The organism is Borreliella garinii, assembly GCF_001922545.1.
In the GTDB taxonomy this organism is placed as follows: domain Bacteria; phylum Spirochaetota; class Spirochaetia; order Borreliales; family Borreliaceae; genus Borreliella; species Borreliella garinii.
Genome location: NZ_CP018744.1, coordinates 355,439 through 380,282, shown reverse-complemented (window position 1 = coordinate 380,282; position 24,844 = coordinate 355,439). Strand labels below are relative to the sequence as shown.

Here is a 24,844-nt window from a genome sequence, read left to right as displayed (position 1 = left end):
ATGAAGTCAGATTTAAATTTAATAAAAACATTACATCCTCTTGAGATGAAAATAATTTTAAACAATGGAGAAGAGGATGATATTTCTGCTTCAATTATTATTGAAAAATTAGGGTTTAATGAAGGTCAGGCAAACAAAACAATTGAATGGTTAAATTCTAAAAAGATTATTGAAGAGACTTGTAGGAAATTAAATGTATTTTATAAAGCAACAGAAAGAGGCCTTAGCGCTTTAACAGCTGGATTTGTTGAGGAAAAAATAATAAACCTGGTATCTCGAAAGGCAGTTTTTGCTTCAAATTTAGCCTTAGAGCTTGATCTTGATGTTAAAGAAGTGGGCAAAGCGTTTGGAAATTTATTAAAAGAGGGCATTCTTTCTCTTGATTTGAATAAACAGATTATTATAAATTGTTTAGACGGCATAGAGGTCAATTATCAAAAAATACGTGTATTGCTAGAAAGAGCAAAAAGCAATGATCTTCTTAGAGAAAGTTTAACAAATGAAGAGCTTTCATTAATATCAAATTTTGCTAAGAAAAAAGGAGCAGATTCTGTATTTTTTAAAATAACAGAAAAACTTGATTTAACTTTTAGATTATCTGGTTTTGGATTGGAAGTCAAAAATTTTTTAATGAAAAACAAATTAACAGGAGATGAGATTACTAAGCTTACTCCTGAAATTTTAAAAAATAAGACTTATGAGAATAAAAAATTTAGAGCTTATAATATTCATGTTCCATCAGCTAAAATTTTTATTGGGCGCTTTAATTCTTATTTAGATTATGTTTCTAAAATTAAAGACAAATTGGTAGGGCTTGGTTTTGAAGAGTTTGACGGTCCTTTGATAGAAACAGAATTTTTCAACAACGATGCTCTTTTTATGCCCCAATTTCATCCTTCTCGTGATATTAAGGATGTTTATTACATTGCAGATCCCAGTATGCAAAAATCTTTACCCGAACCTTATTTTTCTAATGTAAAATTAGCTCATGAAACAGGATATGCAACAGGCTCAAGAGGTTGGAGATATAGCTTTAGTGAGGATCTTTCCAAGAGATTGGTTTTAAGAACCCATGGCACCGTTCTTTCTGCAAAACAATTAATTAATGCCAAAAATCCAAGCAGATATTTTGGAGTTATTAGATGTTTTAGATATGATCAAGTAGATGCAACTCACGGAGTCGATTTTTATCAAACCGAGGGGATTGTTATTGAGGATGGTGTTAGTATTAAAACTTTGCTAGGCCTTCTTGAAATTTTTGCCAAAGAGTTTGCGGGCGCTACAGAAGTTAAATATGTTCCCGCATATTTTCCTTTTACTGAACCATCGATTGAAATACATGTAAAACATCCTGTTCTTGGCTGGTTTGAGCTTGGAGGAAGTGGAATTTTTAGGCCAGAAGTTACAAAACCCTTAGGCATTGATTTTCCTGTTATTGCTTGGGGAATTGGAATAGATAGAATGGCTTTAATGCACTTAGGCCTAAATGATTTAAGAGATCTTTTTACTTATGATATTGGTGATGTTGTTTTAAGGCGAGGAAAGAGAAGATGCCAAAGGTAGAAATTTACAAAAATCTTTTTTTAGATAAAATAGGAAAAAATTTTACAAATTTAGAGATTTCAGAATTACTTGAACCATTTAAAGCAGAATTTGATGGTTTTGATGAAAATTCAGGAAAAATCAAAATAGAATTTAATGATACAAATAGACCAGATTTGTGGTCTTATACTGGACTTGCTCGTCAAATAAAAACGTATCTTTTTGGAGAAATTCCTTATTATGATTTTTTTTCAAAAAAAGGAGATTTCAAAAAGTGCTATGGTGAAATTTTAGTGGACAATAAAATGTCCCAAATAAGACCGTTTATTTTTGGGTTTTTAGCAAAAGGATTGATTATTAATGATAGAATGCTTGAAGCACTAATTCAATTTCAAGAAAAACTTTGTCAAAGTTATGGACAAAAGAGAAGAAGAGTTGCAATGGGGATGTATAATTCTAATTTTATTAAATTTCCAATCAGTTATGTTGCTTCGTCTCCTAATCATAAGTTTGTTCCTTTGGGAATGGATTGTGAGCTTTCTCTTTTAGAAATAAATGAAAAGCATCCCAAAGGGTTGGAATATTCCTATATTGTCAAAAATTTTGATAAGTATCCTTTATTATTAGATAATAATAATAAAGTAGTTTCGTACCCCCCAATAATTAATTCTAACAATATTGGATCTTTAAAGGTTGGTGATACTGATTTATTTGTTGAGGTTACAGGCATCGATTTTGAAGCAACTTTGCTAGCTTTATCTATAGTAGCTTGTGATTTTTATGATATGGGTTTTGAAATTTTGCCCGTAAAAACTGTGTTTAGAGAGCCTTTTGGTTTAGATTTTGAAGAATTAGTATGCCCTTATTATTTTCAAGAAGAAGTAGAGTTTGATGTGAAAAATGTTAATAGACTGCTTGGAACTAATTTAACATTAGAGCGTATTTGCCTTAATTTAAAAAAAATGGGAGTAAGTTCTTATTCTAGAGATTTTAAAAATTATATTATTCCACCCTTTTATAGAAATGACTTTCTTCATGAAGTTGATGTAATTGAAGATGTAATGATAGGGGAAGGTCTTGCAAGTTTTTATCCAGAGCTTCCCAAGGCCTTTACAATAGGAAGGCTTGGGGCTTTGGAAAAGTTTTCAAGGAATGTTAGAAATTTAATGGTGGGTATGGGATTCCAAGAGATGATTTATAATTATATGGGCTCTAAGAAAGATTTTATTGATAGAATGAATATTGATGATCAAAATTTTTTAAAAGTATCTAATCCAATGACAGAGAATTATGAATATATTAGAGCATCAATAATACCTAATTTATTAAAATCAGAAAGCGTTAGTTCTAATTTTCCTTATCCACATAAAATTTTTGAGGTTGGCAAGGTAGCTTTAAAGAATTTGGATGCTGCTGAAGGAACAAGCACTTTTACCAATTTAGCTTTTTTAATGTCTGGCAAAGAAATTTCTTTTAATGAGATTAATTCAATTGTTGCAACGCTTTTTTATTATTTAAATATTGAGATTAATTTAAGAGAGTCAAAAGCTACTTTTTATATTAATGGTAGGGGAGCAGATATTTTGATTGAAGGTTTCAATGTGGGTAGCTTTGGTGAAATTTCACCTTATGTTTTGAATAATTTTGGGATTTTTATTCCATGTTCTGTTTTTGAGGTTAATATCAATAAACTTATGAGTCAATCTTAAATATTTAATATTAATTTTAGCAATGCTAAGATTTATATTGAAGTTTTTAAGAGAGGCTTAAAATTTAGATATGTTAGAATTTGAAACTATTAATGTAAATCTGACCAAAAAGGAAAATTTATCTCAAAAAGAGATAGAATTTATTGAAGATGTAATAATTTTAGGATCTGGTCCGGCTGGATTAACAGCTGGTATTTATTCTGTTATGAGTAATTATAAAGTTGCTATTTTAGAAGGCCCTGAACCTGGAGGACAGCTTACTACAACTACAGAAGTTTATAATTATCCTGGCTTTAAAAATGGAATAAGTGGTAGAGATTTGATGTTAAATATGAGAGAGCAAGTAGTAAATCTTGGAGCCAAAACTTTTCCCGAAACTGTTTTTTCTATAAAAAGGGAGAATAATATTTTTTACCTTTATACAGAAAATTATATTTATAAAAGTAAAGCTGTTATTATTGCTGTGGGATCAAAACCTAAAAAACTTGAAACTCTTAAAAATTCAGATTTATTTTGGAATAAGGGTATTTCGGTTTGTGCTATTTGTGATGGACATCTTTTTAAAGGTAAAAGGGTTGCCGTAATTGGTGGAGGCAATACTGCCCTTTCAGAATCAATTTATTTAAGCAAATTAGTGGATAAGGTTTATATTATTGTAAGAAAAGATTATCTTAGGGCTATTGCTATGCTAAGAGATAGTGTTGCGAAGTTGCCAAATATTGAGATTTTTTATAATTCAGAAGCCATAGAAGTAGATGGCGAATCTTCTGTTTCTTCGATTAAGATTTTTAATGAAAAAGATAATGTTGTAAATAAATTAGAAGTAAATGGTGTATTTATGGCTGTTGGTTATAAGCCGAATACAGAATTTTTAAAGGGATTTTTAGATTTGGATGAAGAGGGATTTATTATAACTAAAGATGTTGTTAAAACAAGTGTTAATGGTGTTTTTTCGTGTGGAGATGTTAGCAATAAACTTTATGCTCAAGCCATTACTGCTGCTGCTGAAGGGTTTATTGCATCTGTTGAGTTAGGAAATTTTTTAAAATAGTTTTTATTAAGATGTTTTTTAGTTTTAAATAAAGCTTTAATTTAATGTTTTAGAGTAGATTTAATTGCCTTTTGATTTCAAAAATTAAAATGCCTGTTGATACAGAAACATTAAGTGAGTCTATTTTGCCGCTAGTTGGGATTCTTATTAAAAAATCAGAATTTTCTTTTATTAGCTTGTGTACGCCTTTGCCTTCATTCCCTAAAATAAGTGCAATTTTTTTATCGTTTATTTTAATTTTGTTTATATCTTGTCCTTTAATATCACCAGCGTATATCCAAAAGCCATGTTTTTTCAAAGAATATATTGTGTTGTTTATGTTTGTAACTGTTATTTTTTTTACATATTGACTTGCACCAGAGCTAGTGCGCAAAACTGTTAAATTGTCTTTTGCACTACGTTTTTGAGTAGTAACTACAAGATCTATACTAAACTGTTCTGCTGTTCTAAGGATTGCTCCGAAGTTTTGGGGATCTTCTATTTTATCCAAAAGCAAAATGAAAGCATGTTCTTTTTTTTTAAATGTTTCTAGTAGGTTTTCAAAATCTTTAGTTTGTGTTTTTTCATTTTTATTTTTTTCAAGTTTTAGTTTTAATGCAAATCCTCTGTGGTCTTTGCTTTTAAGAATTTTGTCAAGTTCATTTATACTTATTCTTATTATTTTTATATTTTGTGTTTTAGCTAATCTTTCAATTTCTTTAGTCTTTGAACTTTTTTTTGATATATAAAGTTCAAAACCTTTATTATTTTTTATGCTTTCAATTATTGAATTGGCATGAGTTATATACATATTTATACTTTGAGTAAATCTATTTCATCACCATCTCTTAATTCTTTACTTAAGTTTTCAAAAAGTTTGATAGCATTAGAATTTAAATTTTTAGGTGTTTTTATTTTAGTGATTAATATTAAGTTTCCAAACTTTTCGGTTTGAAGAATTGGCATTCCTGCGCTTTTAACTAAAATTTGTTCTTCATTTTCTATTCCTTTTGGAATTTGTATTTTAATCTCTTTTGAAGCTATTGTTTTTATTCTTACTTCTTTTCCCAGGGCTGCTTGAGTAAAGCTTATTGGAAGAATTGCGTAGAGATCTTTGCCATTTCTTTTAAATATTTTATGAGATCTTATTAATATTTTTACATAAAGATCACCATATTCTTGGTTGTCTGGATTAACATTTCCTTTCCCTTTCATTTTTATTTGTTGGTTATTATCAATGCCTGAAGGAATGTTTAATTGAATAGTTTCTTGACTTGTAATGCGTCCTTTTCCCTTACAAGATTTACAAGGGTTTGATATTATTTTACCCTCACCGTAGCATTTGGAACATGTTGTTGTAACTCTGAAAAATCCTCCGCCTTGTACTACTCTGCCGCTGCCGTTACACATGTTACATATTGAAGGACTTGTCCCTTTTTCGGATTTTTTCCCAAGACAAGAATGGCAGAGTATTTGTCTTGTTATGTTTATATTATTTTTGTAACCAAAGTATGCATTTTCAAGGGATATTTCTATATTGTATCCTACGTCTTCACCTTTTGCATGTTTTTTATTTCTTTCTTGTCCTTTGTTCCCAGTGAAAAATGAATCAAAAATATCGCCAAAATCTTCGAAGATGTCTGAAAATCCACTAAATCCGCCTGAAAATCCCTCAAAGCCCCCTCCTTCAAAAGCCGAATGTCCAAATCTGTCATATTTGGCTCTTTTATTGTCGTCTATTAAAACTTCGTAAGCCTGAGTAGCTTCTTTAAAGATAGAAGCGGCCTCTTCATTTCCTTGATTTCTGTCGGGGTGATATTTAATTGCTATTTTTCTATAAGCTTTTTTTATTTCATCTTTTGAGGCTCCTTTTGAGAGCCCCAAAATTTCATAATAATCTTTTTTCACTATTTTTTATCCTCGTCAACAACTTCGTAATCAGCCTCTTTCCCTTCTTCGCTTGTATTGCTTTGGGTACCATTTTCTTGTTGGCTGCTTGCATTTTGCTGGGAAGAATCTTTATACATCATCTCAGCTATCTTGTAAGAAGCTTTTTGAAGTTCTTCTGTTCTAGATTTTATAAGTGAAATGTCTTCTTTATCAAGACCTTCTTTTAATTCTTTTATTTTATTTTCAATAGCTTCTTTGTCTTCGCTTGAAATTTTTTCAGAATATTCTTTTAATGATTTTTCTGTTTGATAAATTAAAGAATTAGCTGTATTTTTTGTCTCAATATTTTCTTTTAATTTTTTATCTTCTTCCGCATGAGCTTCTGCATCTTTTACCATGCGATCTATTTCTGATTCAGAGAGCCCTGATGATGATTCAATTCTAATTTTCTGTTCTTTGCCTGTTCCCATATCTTTTGCAGATACGTGAACTATTCCATTAGCGTCAATGTCAAAGCTTACTTCAATTTGAGGTACTCCTCTTGGTGCTGCTGGTATTCCATCAAGTATAAAGTTACCAAGTATTCTATTTTGTGCTGCCATTTCACGTTCACCTTGAAGGACTTTAATATCAACAGAGGTTTGATTATCAGCAGCTGTTGAGAATACTTGACTTTTTTTTGTAGGAATTGTAGTGTTTCGTTCAATAAGTTTAGTCATTACACCACCTAGAGTTTCTATTCCTAGTGAGAGTGGAGTAACGTCAAGGAGTACCATGTCTTTAGTTTCTCCGGTTAAAATACCACCTTGAATAGCAGCTCCAATTGCTACGGCTTCATCTGGATTTACTCCTTTGTTGGGATCTTGTCCAAATATATCTTTTACAATTTTTTGAATAGCAGGAATTCTTGTTGATCCGCCCACAAGTATTACTTCGTTAATGTCAGAGGCTTTAAGCCCAGCATCTTTAATAGCCTTAAGGCATGGTTCTTTTGTTTTTTGAACTAAGTGGTCTACCATTTGTTCGAATTTTGCTCTTGTTAGAGTATATTGTAAGTGTTTTGGGCCGTTTGCATCTGCTGTAATAAATGGAAGATTTATTGAAGCTTCTTGAGCGCCTGAAAGTTCTATTTTAGCTTTTTCAGCTGCTTCTTTGAGTCTTTGAAGAGCCATTTTGTCGTTTGACAAATCAATAGCGCTTTCTTTTTTAAATTCTGAAATTAAATGCTTTATTATCTCATCGTCAAAATTGTCCCCCCCAAGATGTGTGTCTCCATTAGTTGACTTAACTTCAAAAACGCCATCTCCAAGCTCCAATATTGAAATATCAAATGTTCCTCCGCCAAGATCGTAAACAGCAACAATCTCTTCATGTTTTTTTTCAATTCCATAAGCAAGAGCAGCGGCAGTTGGTTCGTTAACAATTCTTTTTACTTCAAGGCCGGCTATCTTACCAGCATCTTTTGTAGCTTGTCTTTGAGCATCGTTAAAATATGCAGGAACTGTAATGACAGCTTCTGTAACTTTTTCACCCAAGTAAGCTTCTGCTGTTTCTTTCATTTTTGTAAGGGTTGCTGCTGAGATTTCAGGCGGTGACATTTGCTTTTTTATATTGGAAATGTTTACTCTTGCATCGCCATTTAGTCCCTTTTCTATTTTATAAGGAACCATTTTTATTTCGCTTGCAACCTCTTCAAATCTTCTTCCCATGAATCTTTTAATAGAATAAATTGTGTTTTCAGGGTTTGTAACCATTTGGTTTTTTGCGACTTGCCCCACAAGCCTTTCGCCTTTGTTTGTGTAAGCAACAATAGATGGAGTAGTTCTTCCACCCTCTGAATTTTGTATTACAACTGGTTTTCCATGCTCCATTATAGCTACGCATGAGTTTGTTGTTCCTAGGTCAATACCTATTATTTTGCCCATATTATAAGCCTCCTTTTTTATAATTAATTTTTACTTTGAGCAACTTTAACTTTTGCTGTTCTTAATATTCTGTCGTTGTAGCAATATCCTTTTTGGTATACTTCTACTATTTCTGGATTTTTAAGATCTTCTTTCTCTTCAATGCTTATTGCTTCATGACGACTTGGATCAAAATTTTCGCCATTTTCTCCAAATTTTTTTAAATTATATTTTTTATCAAAGATTGATAGTATTTCATTTTCAATCATGCTTATTCCTGTTAATAGGTTGTCAAAATCTTTAGATTTTCTTGAAGAGTTAATAGCTCGTTCTAGGTTATCAAGAAAATTAACGACATCTTTCATTATGGTTTCATTTGCAAATTTAACAAAATTGTCTTTTTCTTTTTCTAATCTTTTTCTGAAGTTTTCAAATTCTGCTTGTTTTCTTAAATACAAATCTTTAAGATTGGAGATTTCATTTTCAAGCTCAGTAATTTTTTTATCAGAATTTACCAAATTTAAGTTTTCTTTTTTTTGAGATTTTGTATTTTTGTTATCTTGTTTGTTGTTTTTTTCGGCATCGTTTTTAGTTTCTTTTTTTTCCATTTTTCCTCCTTTGATAAAGCATTTTATCTTTAAAAAAAATATTTTACAAATTTTTTTCTTTCTCAAAATTTACTAAAAATGATTCATTTTGATCATTCGCAAGATATATATCTTTCTTAAGCTTTCAATAATAGTGTTGTATTGATACATATTGTTATTTAACAAAATTTTGGTGTGTATTTTTTTGTCAAAATAAAAAATTTTAATTTTTTATTTCTCAGAATATTTTTGATATCATTTTTTGATTTTGTTTGTTTTTAGCGTGTTTATAGATAACCTTAATTTTAGAGGTATTAAAATATGGATGAGTATTGGCTTTGCGAAGCTGTTAAAATTTTGTTGTAATTTAATGTATTATTGCTTATTATTTACCTATGAAAATAAGCATTGCTCAAACTAAATATAAAGTTTTAGATTTTAATAAATGTATTGCTGATTTTAAAATTAATTATGAGGAAGCCTTGCTAAGGGGATCAGAAGTTTTAGTTTTTCCTTCTATCTTTTTAGACAAGACTAAGCATAGTGAGTTTTTTGAGCGTTCTAAATATTCTCAAAATATATGTAAATGCATTGAGTTTATAAGAGAACAGGTTGATGATAGAATTTTGGTTGTTTTTGGTTATAGTGTTTATAAGGGTGGCAAATTTGTAGATATTGTTTCTGCAATCAGTAATCATAAAGTTATTCTAACTGTATCACAATGCAACTTGCCTGGTTTTTTTAGTTATAAGGACAATGTATTTGCGGTATTAAATTTTGAGGATGCTTCATTGTTTAATGAATTAAGTTCCAAATTTGGTGAGAATTTAAAAAAAGCTCAGTACTTAATAGTACCATCTAAATCTTATTTCACTAAGGAAAAGAATAATCTTAGGTTAAAATTCTTTGAAAGAGTTGCTGTTGAGAACAATCTAGATGTTGTTTATTCAAATTTTTATGGGGCTGAAGATTCTGCAGTTTATGATGGGTGTAGCTTTTTTATTAATAGTTTTGGGAAGATAAAACAAGCCAAAGGATTTGAATTTGATTTTATATCTAATGATGCGTTTCAAGATTTGAAATTTGATACATGTGATGATTTTTTTGAAAAAATTATTTTAGCAATATCTCTTGTTTTAAGAGAATATGTTTGTTTTTCAGGATTTTCTAAAGTGCATTTGGGGATATCTGGAGGTATTGATTCTGCCCTTGTTGCGTGTCTTGCATGTTTTGCTTTGGGCGCTGAGAATGTTGTTGGAATTTCTATGCCTAGTAAATTTTCATCAAAAGGTTCTATTTCTGATGCTAAAGAGCTTTCTAGAAAATTAGGTTTTAAATTGATTGAAATGCCAATAAAAGACTTGTTTGAGGTAAGCAGTAGATTTCTTGAAGGGCATTTTGATGTTAAAGGCGTTACTGGAGAGAATTTACAAGCGCGGTTAAGGGGACTTTTATTAATGTCTTATAGTAATTCTCAAAATTCTTTACTTTTAAATACTGGCAATAAAAGCGAGATTGCAGTTGGTTATTGTACCCTTTATGGGGATACCTGTGGGGGACTTGCTTTGATTGGAGATCTTTTTAAGACTGAGGTTTATGATCTTGTAAAGTATATTAATGCAAAGTTTGACGAATGTATTATTCCTGTTAATATTATTTTAAAGGAGCCTTCAGCTGAGTTGAGGTTTGACCAAAAAGATAGCGATTATCTTCCAAAATATGAAGTTCTTGATGTTATTTTAAATAGATATTTGATTGAAAATGAATCTGTAGATTCAATTTATCTTCATTTTGAAAAAGGTGTAGTAGATAAAGTTTTAACTCTATATTTTAAAAATGAATACAAAAGAAGACAAGGGGCTCCTATAGTTAAAGTTTCTAAAAAAACCTTTGGGTTTGAACTTTCAATTCCTATTTTAAATAATATGGTTTGAAATTATGTAAAGCTTAGTTTTTTAAATTCTTTTCCTTTTTTTAAAATTTTATTGACAATATTTTTTATGGGGAAAATTGGAGATTTAATATTATTTAATGTATTTGGGAATAAAAAAATTTACAATTTAAAAAGTAATAGGATTTCAATCCTATATCATAATGTTATTTATAGCAAAAAATTACAGAGTATTTAATTTTTAAAAGATATAGCATGAATATTTCAAATATTTTTAGATTTTTTAAAAAGGCCTTTAAAATGTCTTTTATGATCTAATTGTTTTTGATTGAGTTTTTAAAAGTAAAATTAATTTAGCTTTAAATCTGCTCAAATTTTTTAAAGGAACAGTCTTTTAGAAAAGATACTCATTATTGTTTTATTAAAAATATGCGACAATAATATTATTAAGGTGTTCTTTAGAGAAAAGTTTGATTATTTTTAAAGAGTCTGGATTTTACAATATTGGATGCTAAAATTAAAAATTTTATTGAAAAGAAGCGAGTTAAAGATTAATAACAAAAGTATTTAAGGCTATTATTTGAGAATGGAAAGTACTTTAAGAGTAATATAATTAAAGGTGGTTAACATTATATTAAAGGTTTACTTGCTAAAAAATTGAAAAACAGCTTTTTTAAAGTTTAAATTAAATTTTTATACCCTTAAATAAATTATATGAGGATTTTTTAATTAATTATTATTTATAAATAATAATTAATTAAAATCTATTTAATAGACATGTCTAGTTATGTTATAGGATCTGTTTTTTCTTGTTTAGTGTATCACTATTATTACAGTTACTAATATATCTATAGGGGGGAGTTTGTGTTTGATAAATTTTCTCAGCTTTTGCTATTTAATGGAGTCTATGAGATTAAAAATAAAAAAATGTTAATATGGATATTTATGCTTTAAATTATACTAGCTTTAGTAAAAGCTAGTATAATTTAAAGCATTTTGTTTTAGTAGTGCTTTATGAAAAAAGGTTAACTTTGTTAAAGTATAATGTTTTTATAAATAATTTTAGAATTTATTATTAATAAAAGAATCGAGATAAAAATGGATTGGGATTTTGAAAAAATTATATTTTTGCTAAATGAGTCAACTAGGCTTGCATTAAGTGGTTCTGCTAAATTAAGTTTGTATTTTAAATCTGATGGGTCTATTGTAACTCAGGTTGATAAGCAGATTGAGCAATTCTTATTCAGAGAAATCAAAAAGCCTGGTAATTTTTTTATTGGGGAAGAGACCATATTTACTTATGGAGAAGAGTATATTAAAGATGCTTTAATGGCAGAGAATACTTTTATTATTGATCCGATTGATGGAACTTCTTCTTTTGCAGCAGGCCTTCCTTCATATGGAATATCACTAGCGTGTGCCAGTGGTGGTAAAATTACTGAAGGCGCTATTTCTCTTCCTTTAAGCGGAGAGTTTTTTATTACTTTTAAAGACAGTGTATTTTATGCTAAAAAAAACGTTGGTACCTATCCTTTAAGAAAAGATTTTAATAAGTTTATTTTTGCTAATTCTAAATGTTATAATAGCCACAGTTTGCTTGCAGTTTCAAAGTCTATTATAAGGTCATTTAATCTTAATACTTCTTCTCATATTCATATTAATGGTTCTTGTGTTTATTCTTTTGCCAAACTTTTTACAGGTTCTTATAAGGCTTATTTTTCTTTTGTAGGACTTTGGGATATTGCAGCGTGTTTAGCTATTGGGAATAAATTAGGCATGGTTGGCGAATTTTATTGTGGCAATAAAATGACATTAGACATTTTAGATTCAATGTACATTTTAGAGCCTAATAATCGTAAAAGATGGTCCTTGAAAGATTTTTTTATTTATTCTGATAATAAATCAACAATAGACATTGTAAGAAAAGTCGCGAATAAAAAATTTAATAAGTAAGATATTTAAAAAGAATTTGAAAATTGTTATTTATTTTTTACAGTTTTATTTTTATTAGATTCAATGTCGAGTGTTTTGATTAGCTTGTTCAAGGTCCAGCTTGAAAATTTTATGTAAAGCATTTTAATTGGATTTTTTGTATTTTTTTTTAGCACTTTTAACGATTCGATATTCATTAAAGCTATTATTTCTTTTAGTGTTTTTGGCAAATTGTTGAAAATTTTTGAACCAACCCTATGTCCTTCTAGAATAAAGTTTTGAAGAGTTATTTGATCTTTTTTTTGCAGACGTCTCATATATAATTTCAAAATACGCTCTTGCGATTTCATAATTTCTGAATTAATTTGTTCTTGTTTTTTAGTAATTTTTTTCTTGTTTTCAATAATAGGTTTTTTAGGTAGAGACTTGTAAGGATTTGTTCCTGGAATATAATTTTTAGGAATTTTCATACATTTTGCTCCTATTCAGCTAGCCAACCCATATATTCTATTATTTTTTTTGTTTTTATGCAATCAATATTGATATTTTAATTTTTTATTATTAGAATCATCATATGAAGGGGTTTTTAAGGGCAGGCGTTTTTAATTTATTGCTTGGTCTTCTAATATTATTTGTTGTTATTTTTTTACAATTTAGGAATTTAAACTTAAATATATTTTTTCTAAAAGATATAAAATTAGAAGTAAACAATACGGTTGAAAATAGTGAATATATTTTAAATGATATTGTTGTTAATGTTAGGGGACTTAGGATACTTTTGTCCAAACTTAATCCACTTATTGTTTTGGAAACAGGGTTAAATCTTTTACCCATCTCTTATAAAGTGCAAGACATGGGCATTTATGTTTATTTTGAGAATAATATTTTTCTAGGATTTTTGCTTGATTTAGAAAATAATTTTAGTATTGAGTCAAATCTCTCTAAGAGCTTTTTGTTAAGCTATGAAGTTGAAAATCATTATGAAGTTTTATTAGATAAGCCTACTATTTCAATAAGACAAGGAGAGAATTTAGAATATAGAGTCTTTTTAGGAGAAAATGTAAAACTAAGAGAAAAAGATATTTTAATTTCTCCTCAAGCAACATTTAGAATTGGCAGTGCTATTTATATCGATTCACCAAAGAAAAATATTTCAAATTTAATTATAGAGAGCAATAAAAGCAATATATTAGACCATTCTACTGTTCATTCAAAAATTAAAGAGGTGGATAATAAAATTTTTAATGATACTTTAAATAATTTTAGACAAAGTGCTTATGATTTTTGGAACAATCCTGCTAATTTTAATGTTTCAAGGGGAGGATGGCTTAAATACGGTGATTATGGCTTTGATGAAAATCTAATGGTTTGTTTTTTAGCAGAATCTTTAATTAGAGGAGATCACGAATCAATATTTTTAAAATTAAATTCTTTGTTGGTTAAAAATGAACATAAACTTACTTATTTAAGTTTAAATTATTATGCTAATTCAGATCAAATCGATAAATTTATTTCTTATTTATCAAGAAATAAAACTTTTATTGACTCTCTTGAGAAAGACAGACTTATGGTTTATTTAAAAGAGGATCCTCGTCTTTTGGAAAAAATTTTTTTATCAGAAAACGGTTCTAAATTGAATGATGCTTTAAATCTTCTCAAAGATCCTAAAAAAATATTAAGTTCTAATTTTGATTTTATTCAAACCTATAACATTCTATCTAATTATTTTACTTTTCTTAAGATTAGTAATGATGATTCTGTTTATTTAGATTTTAAAAAGGAGCTTTATAGATTTGTATTCACTTTATTTGGCGTTACAGATGAAGGAAAAGTGTATATTTTAAATAATGATAACATGAATTCATCTGATGTTGTTGAGTATGCAGTAAAGATTTCCGGAGTTCTTAAAAGAATAGCATCTTATTTGAAAGATAATTTAATATTAAAGCTTTCATTTAATGTGATTTATCATTCTTTAATGAATGATTATGTTAAAGGAATTCCTTATGAAAGCTATTATTCTGATATTATTGATAATCAATACATGCCCCAATTTATTTTCATTCCTAGCAATGGGTCTATCAGGTGGATATATGCTGCTTCTAGGATTTTAAATTGCGACATTACTGATACCAAGGTTATAATTAATTTTGATCAAGAAATTAATTATTCAAGCTATATATATTTTGGAAATATTTTAAATCCAACTTTAGTTAGATTTAGAGAAATTGATTGGTTTACAGATTATAAGTTTTATATATATTCTGATGGTTGGAAGTATTATCCTTCGAATAAAATTTTAGTTATTAAAGCAACGCCTAAGAAAAAGAAGCCCCTTAATCTTTTATTAAGATTTGACAAAATTCCAAAAAAAATAAACATTTATGAATAAGCCCTTATTATCAGAATTGATAATTGATATTGGAAATACTAGTATTGCTTGTGCATTATTTGAAGACAATAAAGTCAATTTATTTATTAAAATGAAAACAAATCTTATGTTAAGTTATGATGAGGTCTATAGTTTTTTTAAAGAAAATTTTGACTTTAATGTAAATCAAGTTTTTATAAGTAGCGTTGTTCCTGTTCTTAACGGAATATTTGAAAATATCATTTTTTCTTTTTTTAAGATAAAGCCTTTGTTTATTAGTTTTGATTTAAATTATAATTTAACATTTAATCCTTACAGAAGTGGTAAATTTTTGCTAGGATCAGATGTTTTTGCTAATCTTGTTGCGGCCATTGAAAATTATTCATTAGAAAATGTTTTGGTAGCAGACCTTGGGACAGCATGTACTATTTTTGCTGTTAGTAGGCAGGATGGAATACTTGGCGGTCTTATTAATTCTGGTCCTTTGATAAATTTTAATTCTTTATTAGATAGTGCTTATCTTCTTAAGAAATTCCCCATTAGTACCCCAACCAATCTTTTAGAGAGAACTACATCTGGGAGTGTAAACAGCGGTTTATTTTATCAATATAAGTATTTAATAGAAGGTGTTTATCATGATATTAAAAAGATGTATAAAAAAGAATTCAATTTGATAATTACTGGGGGTAATGCGAATCTACTTTTACCATTAATTGAGGTAGAATTTATTTTTAATATTCATTTAACTGTAGAAGGTATTAGAATTTTAGGAAATTCTATTGTCGTTAAGTTTGTTAATTGAAATATTTATTTTTATGAAGTCTTAAATTTTTTTGTTAAATAAATTTGGGAAATTTTTTGTTTGGTGATTAAAATTATCTAAGATTGATGTAATCTCTTTGTATACTTCGTCATTAATTTCCGCTTTAAATGAATTCAAGTTTGATTCTACATAACTTTCCTTGCTGAAACCCACTATAAATCCACTTAATTTTGTTTTTTTAAGCCATGAATATGTTAATTCTAAAATTGTTAAATTGTTTCTCTTTGCTATCTCTGCAAGTTTATTTATGGTTTTTAAAGTATGAGGCCAAATTTCTTTTTTAAAAAGTATCAATTTCCCCGTTATAATATCATTAAATTTGCTTTTGTCTTTTATATTAGCTTTAGATAAAAGTCCTTGAGCAATTGTTGAGTATGATATGGTTGCAATATTGTTGTCTTCGCAGTAAGGAATTACATCTTTTTCTTTATTTCTAAATAAGGGGTTGTATCCTATTTGGTTGACGTCAATTTTGCAAACGTTTTTTATGCTTTCCATGTGTGATATTTCAAAATTACTTACACCCACATATTTTATTTTTTCTTTTGCCCTCATTTCTTCAAGAAATGAGGCGATTGGTCTTAGATCAAAATCGTTTTTAGGCCAGTGTATATAGTAAATATCTATATAATCGGTTTTTAAATTTTTAAGGCTTTCATTAAAGTTGTTTGTAAATTCTGAAATTTCCATTGGGTAGCATTTACTTGCAATTAAAATATTTTCTCTTATTGTTGGGTCCTTTAATATTATTTCACCAATTATTTTTTCTGAAATTCCATTTCCATAAGCTTTTGCAGTGTCAATATTTCTAATCCCGTGATTATATGCTTTTTTCAATATTTTTTTGGCAGTTTCTTTTTCAACCTGTTTAAAATATCCCCCTCCAAATTGCCAAGACCCCAAAATTAGTTTGCTATAAGTATTTATTTTTTCTTTAAGATTATTCATAGATTTTCCTTTTTATTTTATTATAAATTAGTGCTTTTGTTTTAATGATTTAAGTATTTCTTATTTTAAAGGTTTTTAACTAAAACTTTATAGTTTGTCAATATTATTTAATAATTTTTCTTTATTAAAATCTCTATTTATTCCAAATCGGGTTAAAGAAAAATCGTATTTTACAGGATCTTCTCTATTTTCTTTTGCAAAATATCTTGTAATTTTTATTGCTTTTTTAAGATTTGCGTTTTTTATTTCTTTTATTTTAAATAGCTTTGAGGCAATATTTGTCATATGAGTATCCATTGGTATTATAAGCTTGTTAGGATTGAATTTTTCCCAAATACCTAAATCGATGTCATCTTTGCGTATCATCCATCTTAAAAATAAAAAAAGTCTTTTACAAGAGCTTCCCTTTGAAGGCTTTGGAAGCAGCATTCCAAATTCTCTTCCATTTATTTTTTCCATATGCTTTATTAATTCATCTATACTAAGTATAAAATTTTGGTTTTTTTGATAAATACTGTAAAGAAGATTTTCAAGTGTATGATACTGTTCTTTTATTATCTTAAGGGTATATAGTAGTCTTACAATGTCTTCTTCTTTAAAGAATCTATAAACAAAGCCTTTAAACATTTCTTTTAAGTCTTTTTCATTTACTAGCTTAAGCTTCTCAGAAGGGGATTTGCCAAGTGGCTTGAGTATTCTCTCTATTGCTTCTAAAATTTTTTCTACTCTTCCAAGTGACAATGAAGAACTAATTAGGCCTACAAGTTCAATGTCTTCTTTTTCTTTATATCTATATAAAAATTCTAAAGGATCAGGATGTATAAATTTTTTTTTATTATATTTTGAATATATCTCTTCTAGAAAATCATATAGCGAGTTTTTAGCTTTTATTTGCATTATTATATTCTAATAGTTCTAATAATATTTTTTTAAGCTTTTTATCATAAAGTTTATCTTTTGCCCATTTCCCAGTTAAATCATATATTGTTGGAGCAGATCCTCTTTCAACAAGGTAAAATCTAGGATCAACCACATTTGAGTTGATATTTTGTTTTGATGCATAAGCTTTTAAATGTTGAATATGAGCTTTAATTCCTTCTGTAATACTGGGAAAAGAATTTCCCTTTGTAAGATTATTAGTAGCGCCTATTCCTGAAAAATTGTGTTGTTCCTTTGATACTATCCCATTAAATTTTAGAACGCCTGTTTCTAGTAGCATTTGAGCATAGGCAATATCGTAATTAATGCCTTCAATTAAAGATTCTTCTATGTAGGTTTTAGCAATAGTATTTACATAGTTTTTGTCAAGGTCTGGATTTATTTCTAGAGTATATTTTACAAGGTCTTCCAGTTGGGTTTTTCCTCTACTTATTAAAAAGGGAATATATTTTTCTTTTTGTATTTCAGTACTTATTTCGATTACCTCTTCATTACTATAAGCTTTATTTATTAGAAAGATGTTTATCATTGCAAATAGCAAGAATTTTTTTATCATTGTTATTTTTCCTCTTCAATAAATTTATTAATTTCAGTAACTATAGAATCAAATCTTGATAGCATTGATTTTTTGTTTTTTAAAAAATTAAAACTTTTTAAATAGTTTCGACTAAAAATAAGATCAGAAATTTCTGCAATATTATTTATGTCTATTAGTTTTATAGAATTTATATTAGTAACTTTTGTATGGAGTTCCTTTTCATTTTCTTTTAGAATTAGTTGCAAGTTTTTTAAATTTCTTATTGTTTGTGGTTTGCCTCCTATATTGATATATTTTGTTATATTTGTGTTTTTTGCAAGGATAAAATTAGCAATATTTGCTTGATTTCCCAGTGTAATTAACGTTAGTTTATTCAGGTTCATTTTTGAATTTAAAAATTTTAAATTTTGGCTTGATTTTACTAGTTCAATAATGTTTTGAATATCATTTTCAGTAGATGCAATATCAGCTTTTTCATTAAGGATATTGGCAGGCTCAATTAAATAGCCAATGCTTTTATTAATTACATAGCTAAATATACTTTTATGGCTATTTTTAATAAAATCGTATCTTTTCATATGCTTATATTTTGGTGAATATAAATAAACAATTTTTCCCTTCTTAACAAGCTTGCTGATTAGGGATTTGAACATTGAATCGTGAGAATAATAAGGAAGTATAAGTAAAATAGAATCATATATTTTTTGGTTATTGCTAATAAAGGCTTGTTTATATGTATTATTCTGCTTGGATAAATAATTCATTTCGTTTATGAAAAAAGGATTAAATTCATATAAAAGAAATGGATTTTGTTTTTTTAGGCCCAATGTTGAGCTTACAGGATACCAAATCGACAAGTTCAAATCATTTTTGTGATCTTTAATTCTTATGAATCCAATTTGATAGCTACCGTTTTCATCTTTGGGATAATTTATAAAAAGTGCTAAATATGAAAAAATGGTTGCAATAATAACTGTTAAAATAGCAGGCATTACAAGTATTGTTTTTAGCAAAATTGAAAGAAATATTCCTTTTGATTGTTTTATAGGCCTGTTAGTACTTCTTCTTCTTTTATTTACTATTGTTTTTATGTTTTTAAAGAAGATTAGTATCATAAAGATTAAGAATATACTGCCAATATATAACATTAATGGGCTGATTTCTGTAAAGTATAAAGTTATTACAAAAAACGCACCTGGGAATATTATGAAGTAGTCTTCATAAGTAAATTCTTTTTTAAAGTTAAATAAATTTACTATTAAAAATATACTAAAGCTGGTTAAGAAAATGAGTTCATAAATTTGCGTATCCATAAAAATAACTTTTCCTTAAATAATTATAAGCATAAAAGCGTTTTTTCCAAAATAGTTTACAGAATTGCTTATTAAATAGCGTTAATTTAATTTTAGATTTAAGGGGATCTTTTGTTAAGAGAGTTTATTTTTTGTTTAATATAAAATGTTGTGTTAAAATAGATTATGTTTACAGGCGAAAGGTAGTAACATATGGTTGGAACCTTTTTGGGAACAGGTGCTTCAAGTGGTGTTCCTATGTTAAATTGTAGCTGTAGAGTCTGTACTTCAAGTTTTAGCAAAAATAAAAGGTTAAGAAGCTCTTTTTTTCTTAAGTTATCTTCTGGCATCAAATTATTGATTGATACAGGTCCTGATATTAGGCAACAACTTTTAAGAGAGAATATAGATAATCTTGATTTAGTGCTTTATACTCATGAACATTATGATCATATTATGGGTTTTGATGATATTAAGTTTTATACACGAGAGGCTCCTTTAAACATTTATGCTAGAGATACCACTATGGTTCACATAATGAATGCTTTTTCGCATAATTTTTCATCTAAACCTTCTTTAAGTGGAAAGGCAAACATTATTCCTAATGTGATTAGAGATTTTGAACCCATTTTTTTTAAAGATCTAAAGATAGTGCCAATTCCTTTGATTCATGGAGAGATAATTAGTTTGGGTTATAGAATAGGCAATTTAGCGTATCTTACCGATGTTAAATCTATTCCGGAAGAGTCCTATAATTATTTAAAAAATTTAGATCTACTTATAATAGATGCTATAAGGATTAAGCCTCATCCCGCTCATCTAAATTTTTCAGAGGCTATTTGCGAGGTAAAAAAAATCAATCCTAAAATTTCTTACTTTACACATATTGCACACGATATAATGCATGAAGAATTTGATTATTTAGAAAAAGACAATATCTATTTAGCTTATGATGGATTAAAGATTTATTTTTGATTTAAATTTTGAGAGGATTTATGAAATTAATTTCATGGAATGTAAATGGAATTAGAGCCGTTTTCAAGAAAGGTTTTCTTGAGTTTGTACAAGAATATACTCCAGATATTTTATGTGTTCAAGAAACTAAAGCTTTGAAAGAGCAGTTGCCAAGGGATTTAATTCTTGAAAATTATTATTCTTATTTTTCAAAGTCAAAGATTAAAGGTTATAGTGGTGTTTGTATTTACTCTAAAGTTAAGCCTATTGCTGTAAATTTACTTGGAAAAGAAATTTTTGACAATGAAGGTAGGGGGCTTATAGCATACTACGATAATTTTGTATTGATTAACGGTTATTTTCCTAATTCTCAAGCTTTAAGAAGAAGGCTTGTTTATAAACTTAATTTTTTATCTTATGTTGAGAATCTTATAGATTCTCTTGTAAATGGTGGGAAAAATGTGGTAATTTGTGGTGATTTTAATATTGCTCATACCAAGATTGACCTTATAAGTCCTGATTCTAATAGAGACTCTCCCGGATATTATATTGAAGAAACGACTTGGCTAGATCGTTTTTTAAACAAAGGATATGTGGATACATTTAGGATATTTAATAAGGAACCCGGTTATTATACTTGGTGGAGCTATAGAACAAGAGCAAGGGAGAGAAATATGGGTTGGAGAATTGATTATTTTATTGTTAATGAATTTTTTAAGAGAAATGTTAAAAAATCTCTAATTTTAGACAAAGTAATGGGAAGCGACCATTGTCCTGTTTTTTTAGAGTTGGCTGATGTAGTTAATAAAGGGAGGAAGCTAGATTGAAAAAAAACATTGCAATTTTTTATTTAATATTTAGTGCTATTTTTAGTTTTGGCATTAATTTAAATGATTTTGATTTTTACCGTAGTCTTGAAAAGGAAGAATTGATGTTTCTTATTAATTTGCTAAAGAGAGAGCAACTTACTTTGGCAAATAGTTGTGCTTTAGAGTATATTGAATTAGCTTATAAAGCGTTAAAAGAAAAAAATATTAATTTATTATTAAAAAATGACAAAGAATTAACAGTAGATAGTAATATTAAGCATTTAAGAGAATCTAAAGTTTATAACAATGCAAGGCTTATTTTTAACGCTACAAAGGATTTAAATACTTTAGTTCATATTAGTAAGGATGGGCTTTTAAAGACTTTAGATGGAAGAAATGTGGGGTTTAAGGATAATAAATTTATTATTTTAGATTCTTTTTTGAATAACGATTTTTATAATGATGTACCAAGTGAATATACTACTATTGAAATTTATAATAAAAGCATTTTAATGCCTAATTTAAATAAATTTATTCTAGATAAGCGCTCAAATCCTTATGTTTATCTTGAAGATTTTAATAAAAAGGTTTACTTAAATGATATTCCAAAATTAAGCAAAGAAGAGCTATTGTTTTTATTTTATGAGCTATTTCCAATTTCCAAGCTAAAGAGTTTAAAAGATTGGAATGATTTTGGATTTTCATCTATTTCAAAAACATTAAATAAAATTTATTCTGAAAAAATAAATTCAAAAAAAGGGAGTGCAAATGAATTGTCAAAGAATTAAAAGTTATTGGAAATTTACAAGCGTTTTTCTATTTTTTTTCTTTTCCTGTGTTTCTAATGAGTTGAAGCTAGATAAAAACTTAGTAAAGGGAAAACTTGTTAATGGACTTAGCTATTATATTTATAAAAATCAAACCCCAAAGAATGTTGTTAATATGGGAATTGTCTTTAATGTCGGCTCTATTAATGAAGAAGATAATGAGAGGGGCATTGCTCATTATCTTGAACATATGGCCTTTAATGGTACAAAAGATTATCCTGGGAATTCCATTATCAATGTTCTTAAAAAATTTGGAATGCAATTTGGTGCTGATATTAATGCTGCCACTAGTTTCGATTTCACTTATTATAGACTTGATTTGTCAGATGGTAACAATAAAGATGAAATTGATGAATCTATAAATATTTTGAGGAACTGGGCTTCTCAAATCAGCTTCATGAAAGAAGAAATAGATTTGGAGCGTAATATTATTATCGAGGAAAAAAAGTTTAGTGAAACTTATCCTAGAAGAATTTATGAAAAAATGTATAAGTTTTTGGCAAGTGGAAGTATTTATGAATTTAGGAATCCTATTGGACTTGAAGAGCGAATTTTGTCTTTTCAGCCAGAAGATTTCAAAAAGTTTTATCGAAAGTGGTATAGGCCAGAACTTGCAAGTGTTATTGTGGTAGGAGATATTGATCCTAGAGAAATTGAAGAGAAAATAAAGAAACAATTTATTTCTTGGAAAAATCCAACTGATAAAATTAAAAAGGTAAAAGTAAATTTAGATGTAAAGCTTAAAGATAAGTTTTTACTTTTAGAAGATTTGGAAGTAGGGGAACCCAGTTTAATGTTCTTTAAAAAGGAAATTGTTAACGTAGAACAGACTAAAAATGACGTTTTAAATGCTATTAAAAGTTCTTTATTGGCTGCTCTTTTTGAAAATAGATTTTCTGAATTAAAGACTGCTGGGGTAAAGCATTTTAAAAATGTTTCAAATAAAGATTTTTTTTCATTCAAATCAGATAACAATACTATTGTTGCAAGATCAATTTCCTTAAACTTTAATCCAGATTATTTGAATGAAGGAATAGAAGACTTTTTTTATGAGCTTGAGAGAATAAGAAAATTTGGATTTACCCAGGGTGAGTTTGAAAAAGTTAGATCTCAATTTTTTAAATTTTTGTCATTAAAAAAAGATAATATAAATAAAACAAATTCAGGGGCTATTTTTGAAGATTTAATAGACATTGCTGTTGCTGGTTCTAATAAATTCGATATGAGTGAATATTGCGATCTTTCTTTACAATATTTAGAAAAAATTAATTTAAAGACAATAAACAATCTTGTAGGAAAAGAGTTTGATGTGAAAAATTGTGCAATTTTTTATTCTTATAATGGAAGAGTACATCCTACTTTGGCTTTTGAAGACGTTGATAAGCTTCAAAAGATAGCTTTAAAAAGAGAGTTTAAGCCTTATGAGAATTCTTCAATTGAAGGTAAATTTTTTAAAGAGTCTTTAGAAAATAAAGATATTATTAGAGAAAATGAGCTTGAAAATAAAATTTCATCATTTGTTCTTGAAAATGGAGTTGAAGTTTATTTTAAATATAATGATCAAAAAAAAGGTGTAATTGATTTTAGAGCAACTTCTTGGGGAGGTTTAATCAATGAGGATCCAAAGCTTATTTCTGTTTTAACTTTTGCTCCTGGAGTAGTATCTAGTTCAGGCTACGGTGATTATTCTGCATTGCAGATTGAAAAATATTTATCAGATAAAGCTGTTTCTTTAAATGTTAGCGTTGGAGCCCAAGAATCATATATTGTTGGAAGTTCAGATAAAAAAGATCTTGAAACTCTTTTTGAGCTTATATATTTTACTTTTAAGGCACCCAAAATAGATGATGTTTTCTTGCAAAATGCTATTAATGATATAAAAGCATTAATAAAGACCAATGAAAATAATTCTAAATATCATTTTAACAAAGCTATTAGTAAATTTTTAAACAATAATGATCCTAGATTTGAAGATGCAAAAGAGAGTGATTTGCAATATTTTACAAAAGAAAATATTTTATCTTTTTATAAGAAAAGGTTTACTTATGCAAATAATTTTAAGTTTGTTTTTGTTGGAGATTCAGATATTGAGACAATAAAAGCTTATTCAAAGAAATATTTAGGAAATCTTAACTTTAAAAAAATAAGCGAGTATAAAGATTTAGATTATTCTTATAGTACAAATTTTAATAAAACAGTTATAAGGAAGGGAAAAGATTCAACTAGCTTTGCTTATGTGGTTTATCCTTTTAAATTTAATTATTTAGAAGAAACCTCATTAAATTTAAATGCTTTAGCGGATCTTTTAACGGATGATCTTATAAAAAATATTAGAGAAAAAATGTCGAGTGTTTATTCAATTCAAGCTTATTTTGACTCCAATTTAAGGAAATATGTAGATTCCGATGGTATTTTGTCTATTTTGTTTACTACTGAGCCCAAAGAGTTGGATAATGTTTTGAATTCTATTAATCGCTATATGATCGAAAGGCAAAAAATAGATTTTAATGATCAAGATTTTTCTTATGTTAAGAAGAATTATATTAAAAATACAAAGATAAATTCAGAAAAAAATAGTTATTGGATTTCAAATATATTAGCATCATTATCCTGGCATGGAGTATTTAAAAATAATTTTGGTGTTAAGTTTATAGAGACAAATTTAAGCAAAGATTTGATAAATAAATTTTTTAAGAAAATTAATCTTAACGAAAAAGCAGAGATATTGTTAATACCCGAATAGGTTATGTTTATTGGAAATCTAAAAGACTAAATATAACTTTTTCTTAAAAGACATCCTCTAGGGGAATCGAACCCCTCTTGCCAGGATGAAAACCTGGAGTCCTGACCGATAGACG

20 protein-coding genes are annotated in these 24,844 nt (G+C 27.9%); 11 read left to right on the top strand and 9 right to left on the bottom strand.

Annotated elements, in window-relative coordinates; translation table 11 throughout:
* The 3 genes from pheS (at position 1) to trxB (ending at position 4,302) form a co-directional block, all read left to right on the top strand.
* Complete coding sequence (pheS, locus tag BLA33_RS01705; RefSeq protein ID WP_029346494.1) at positions 1-1,563, top strand: phenylalanine--tRNA ligase subunit alpha; 1,563 nt, start codon at positions 1-3, stop codon at positions 1,561-1,563.
* Complete coding sequence (gene pheT, locus BLA33_RS01700; RefSeq protein WP_029346493.1) at positions 1,551-3,251, top strand: phenylalanine--tRNA ligase subunit beta; 1,701 nt, start codon at positions 1,551-1,553, stop codon at positions 3,249-3,251. The genes pheS and pheT overlap by 13 nt, the downstream gene beginning before the upstream one ends.
* A 70-nt stretch (positions 3,252-3,321) precedes the next feature.
* Entirely contained in the window at positions 3,322-4,302 is a 981-nt protein-coding gene (gene trxB / locus BLA33_RS01695; protein WP_029346492.1) for a thioredoxin-disulfide reductase, read from the top strand.
* 49 nt (positions 4,303-4,351) lie between these two features.
* Here trxB and rlmB read toward each other — a convergent pair whose 3' ends face one another.
* From rlmB to grpE, 4 genes are read right to left on the bottom strand one after another with little or no spacing between them, the layout of a single operon-like run.
* Positions 4,352-5,092: a 23S rRNA (guanosine(2251)-2'-O)-methyltransferase RlmB gene (rlmB, locus tag BLA33_RS01690; protein ID WP_029346491.1), complete on the bottom strand. Its 741-nt coding sequence runs from the start codon at positions 5,090-5,092 to the stop codon at positions 4,352-4,354.
* A gap of 2 nt (positions 5,093-5,094) precedes the next feature.
* Complete coding sequence (gene dnaJ / locus BLA33_RS01685) at positions 5,095-6,189, bottom strand: molecular chaperone DnaJ (RefSeq protein ID WP_029346490.1); 1,095 nt, start codon at positions 6,187-6,189, stop codon at positions 5,095-5,097.
* On the bottom strand, positions 6,189-8,096 hold the full coding sequence (gene dnaK / locus BLA33_RS01680) for a molecular chaperone DnaK (protein WP_029346489.1): 1,908 nt from the start codon (positions 8,094-8,096) through the stop codon (positions 6,189-6,191). The genes dnaJ and dnaK overlap by 1 nt, the downstream gene beginning before the upstream one ends.
* 23 nt (positions 8,097-8,119) lie before the next feature.
* A complete protein-coding gene (gene grpE, locus BLA33_RS01675; protein ID WP_004792613.1) occupies positions 8,120-8,683 on the bottom strand; it encodes a nucleotide exchange factor GrpE in 564 nt (187 codons plus the stop codon).
* A gap of 374 nt (positions 8,684-9,057) precedes the next feature.
* Between grpE and nadE the strand changes: the two genes are divergently transcribed.
* Entirely contained in the window at positions 9,058-10,596 is a 1,539-nt protein-coding gene (gene nadE, locus BLA33_RS01670; protein WP_075226363.1) for an NAD(+) synthase, read from the top strand.
* Between the two features lie 1,055 nt (positions 10,597-11,651).
* Positions 11,652-12,506 (top strand): inositol monophosphatase family protein, encoded by an 855-nt coding sequence (locus tag BLA33_RS01660; RefSeq protein WP_075226362.1) that lies wholly within the window; start codon positions 11,652-11,654, stop codon positions 12,504-12,506.
* Positions 12,507-12,532: 26 nt separating this feature from the next.
* Here the strand turns inward: BLA33_RS01660 and BLA33_RS01655 are convergent, their stop codons facing one another.
* Complete coding sequence (locus tag BLA33_RS01655) at positions 12,533-12,955, bottom strand: hypothetical protein (protein WP_004791417.1); 423 nt, start codon at positions 12,953-12,955, stop codon at positions 12,533-12,535.
* Between the two features lie 104 nt (positions 12,956-13,059).
* Between BLA33_RS01655 and BLA33_RS01650 the strand changes: the two genes are divergently transcribed.
* Complete coding sequence (locus BLA33_RS01650) at positions 13,060-14,877, top strand: hypothetical protein (protein ID WP_075226361.1); 1,818 nt, start codon at positions 13,060-13,062, stop codon at positions 14,875-14,877.
* On the top strand, positions 14,870-15,658 hold the full coding sequence (locus BLA33_RS01645) for a type III pantothenate kinase (protein ID WP_029346488.1): 789 nt from the start codon (positions 14,870-14,872) through the stop codon (positions 15,656-15,658). The genes BLA33_RS01650 and BLA33_RS01645 overlap by 8 nt, the downstream gene beginning before the upstream one ends.
* 21 nt (positions 15,659-15,679) lie before the next feature.
* Here the strand turns inward: BLA33_RS01645 and BLA33_RS01640 are convergent, their stop codons facing one another.
* From BLA33_RS01640 to BLA33_RS01625, 4 genes are all read right to left on the bottom strand, one after another.
* Positions 15,680-16,627, bottom strand: coding sequence for an aldo/keto reductase (locus tag BLA33_RS01640; protein WP_029346487.1), 948 nt, complete (start codon positions 16,625-16,627; stop codon positions 15,680-15,682).
* Between the two features lie 87 nt (positions 16,628-16,714).
* On the bottom strand, positions 16,715-17,524 hold the full coding sequence (locus BLA33_RS01635; RefSeq protein ID WP_075226360.1) for a TIGR02757 family protein: 810 nt from the start codon (positions 17,522-17,524) through the stop codon (positions 16,715-16,717).
* Positions 17,508-18,122 (bottom strand): glucosaminidase domain-containing protein, encoded by a 615-nt coding sequence (locus BLA33_RS01630; RefSeq protein WP_029346486.1) that lies wholly within the window; start codon positions 18,120-18,122, stop codon positions 17,508-17,510. The genes BLA33_RS01635 and BLA33_RS01630 overlap by 17 nt, the downstream gene beginning before the upstream one ends.
* A gap of 2 nt (positions 18,123-18,124) precedes the next feature.
* Positions 18,125-19,417, bottom strand: coding sequence for a hypothetical protein (locus BLA33_RS01625; protein WP_029346485.1), 1,293 nt, complete (start codon positions 19,415-19,417; stop codon positions 18,125-18,127).
* A gap of 192 nt (positions 19,418-19,609) precedes the next feature.
* Here BLA33_RS01625 and BLA33_RS01620 point away from each other — a divergent pair, with 192 nt between their 5' ends.
* Genes BLA33_RS01620 through BLA33_RS01605 form a run of 4 tightly spaced genes read left to right on the top strand, consistent with a single transcriptional unit; the run spans position 19,610 to position 24,729 of the window.
* Positions 19,610-20,371, top strand: a complete 762-nt coding sequence (locus BLA33_RS01620) for an MBL fold metallo-hydrolase (RefSeq protein WP_029346484.1) — start codon at positions 19,610-19,612, stop codon at positions 20,369-20,371.
* A gap of 20 nt (positions 20,372-20,391) precedes the next feature.
* Positions 20,392-21,177 (top strand): exodeoxyribonuclease III, encoded by a 786-nt coding sequence (gene xth, locus BLA33_RS01615; protein ID WP_029346483.1) that lies wholly within the window; start codon positions 20,392-20,394, stop codon positions 21,175-21,177.
* The gene (locus BLA33_RS01610) at positions 21,174-21,947 is read left to right on the top strand and encodes a hypothetical protein (protein WP_029346482.1); all 774 of its coding nucleotides are present in this window, start codon (positions 21,174-21,176) and stop codon (positions 21,945-21,947) included. Before xth ends, BLA33_RS01610 begins: the two co-directional genes overlap by 4 nt.
* The gene (locus BLA33_RS01605; protein WP_029346481.1) at positions 21,928-24,729 is read left to right on the top strand and encodes a M16 family metallopeptidase; all 2,802 of its coding nucleotides are present in this window, start codon (positions 21,928-21,930) and stop codon (positions 24,727-24,729) included. The genes BLA33_RS01610 and BLA33_RS01605 overlap by 20 nt, the downstream gene beginning before the upstream one ends.
* Positions 24,730-24,844 lie beyond the last annotated feature (115 nt).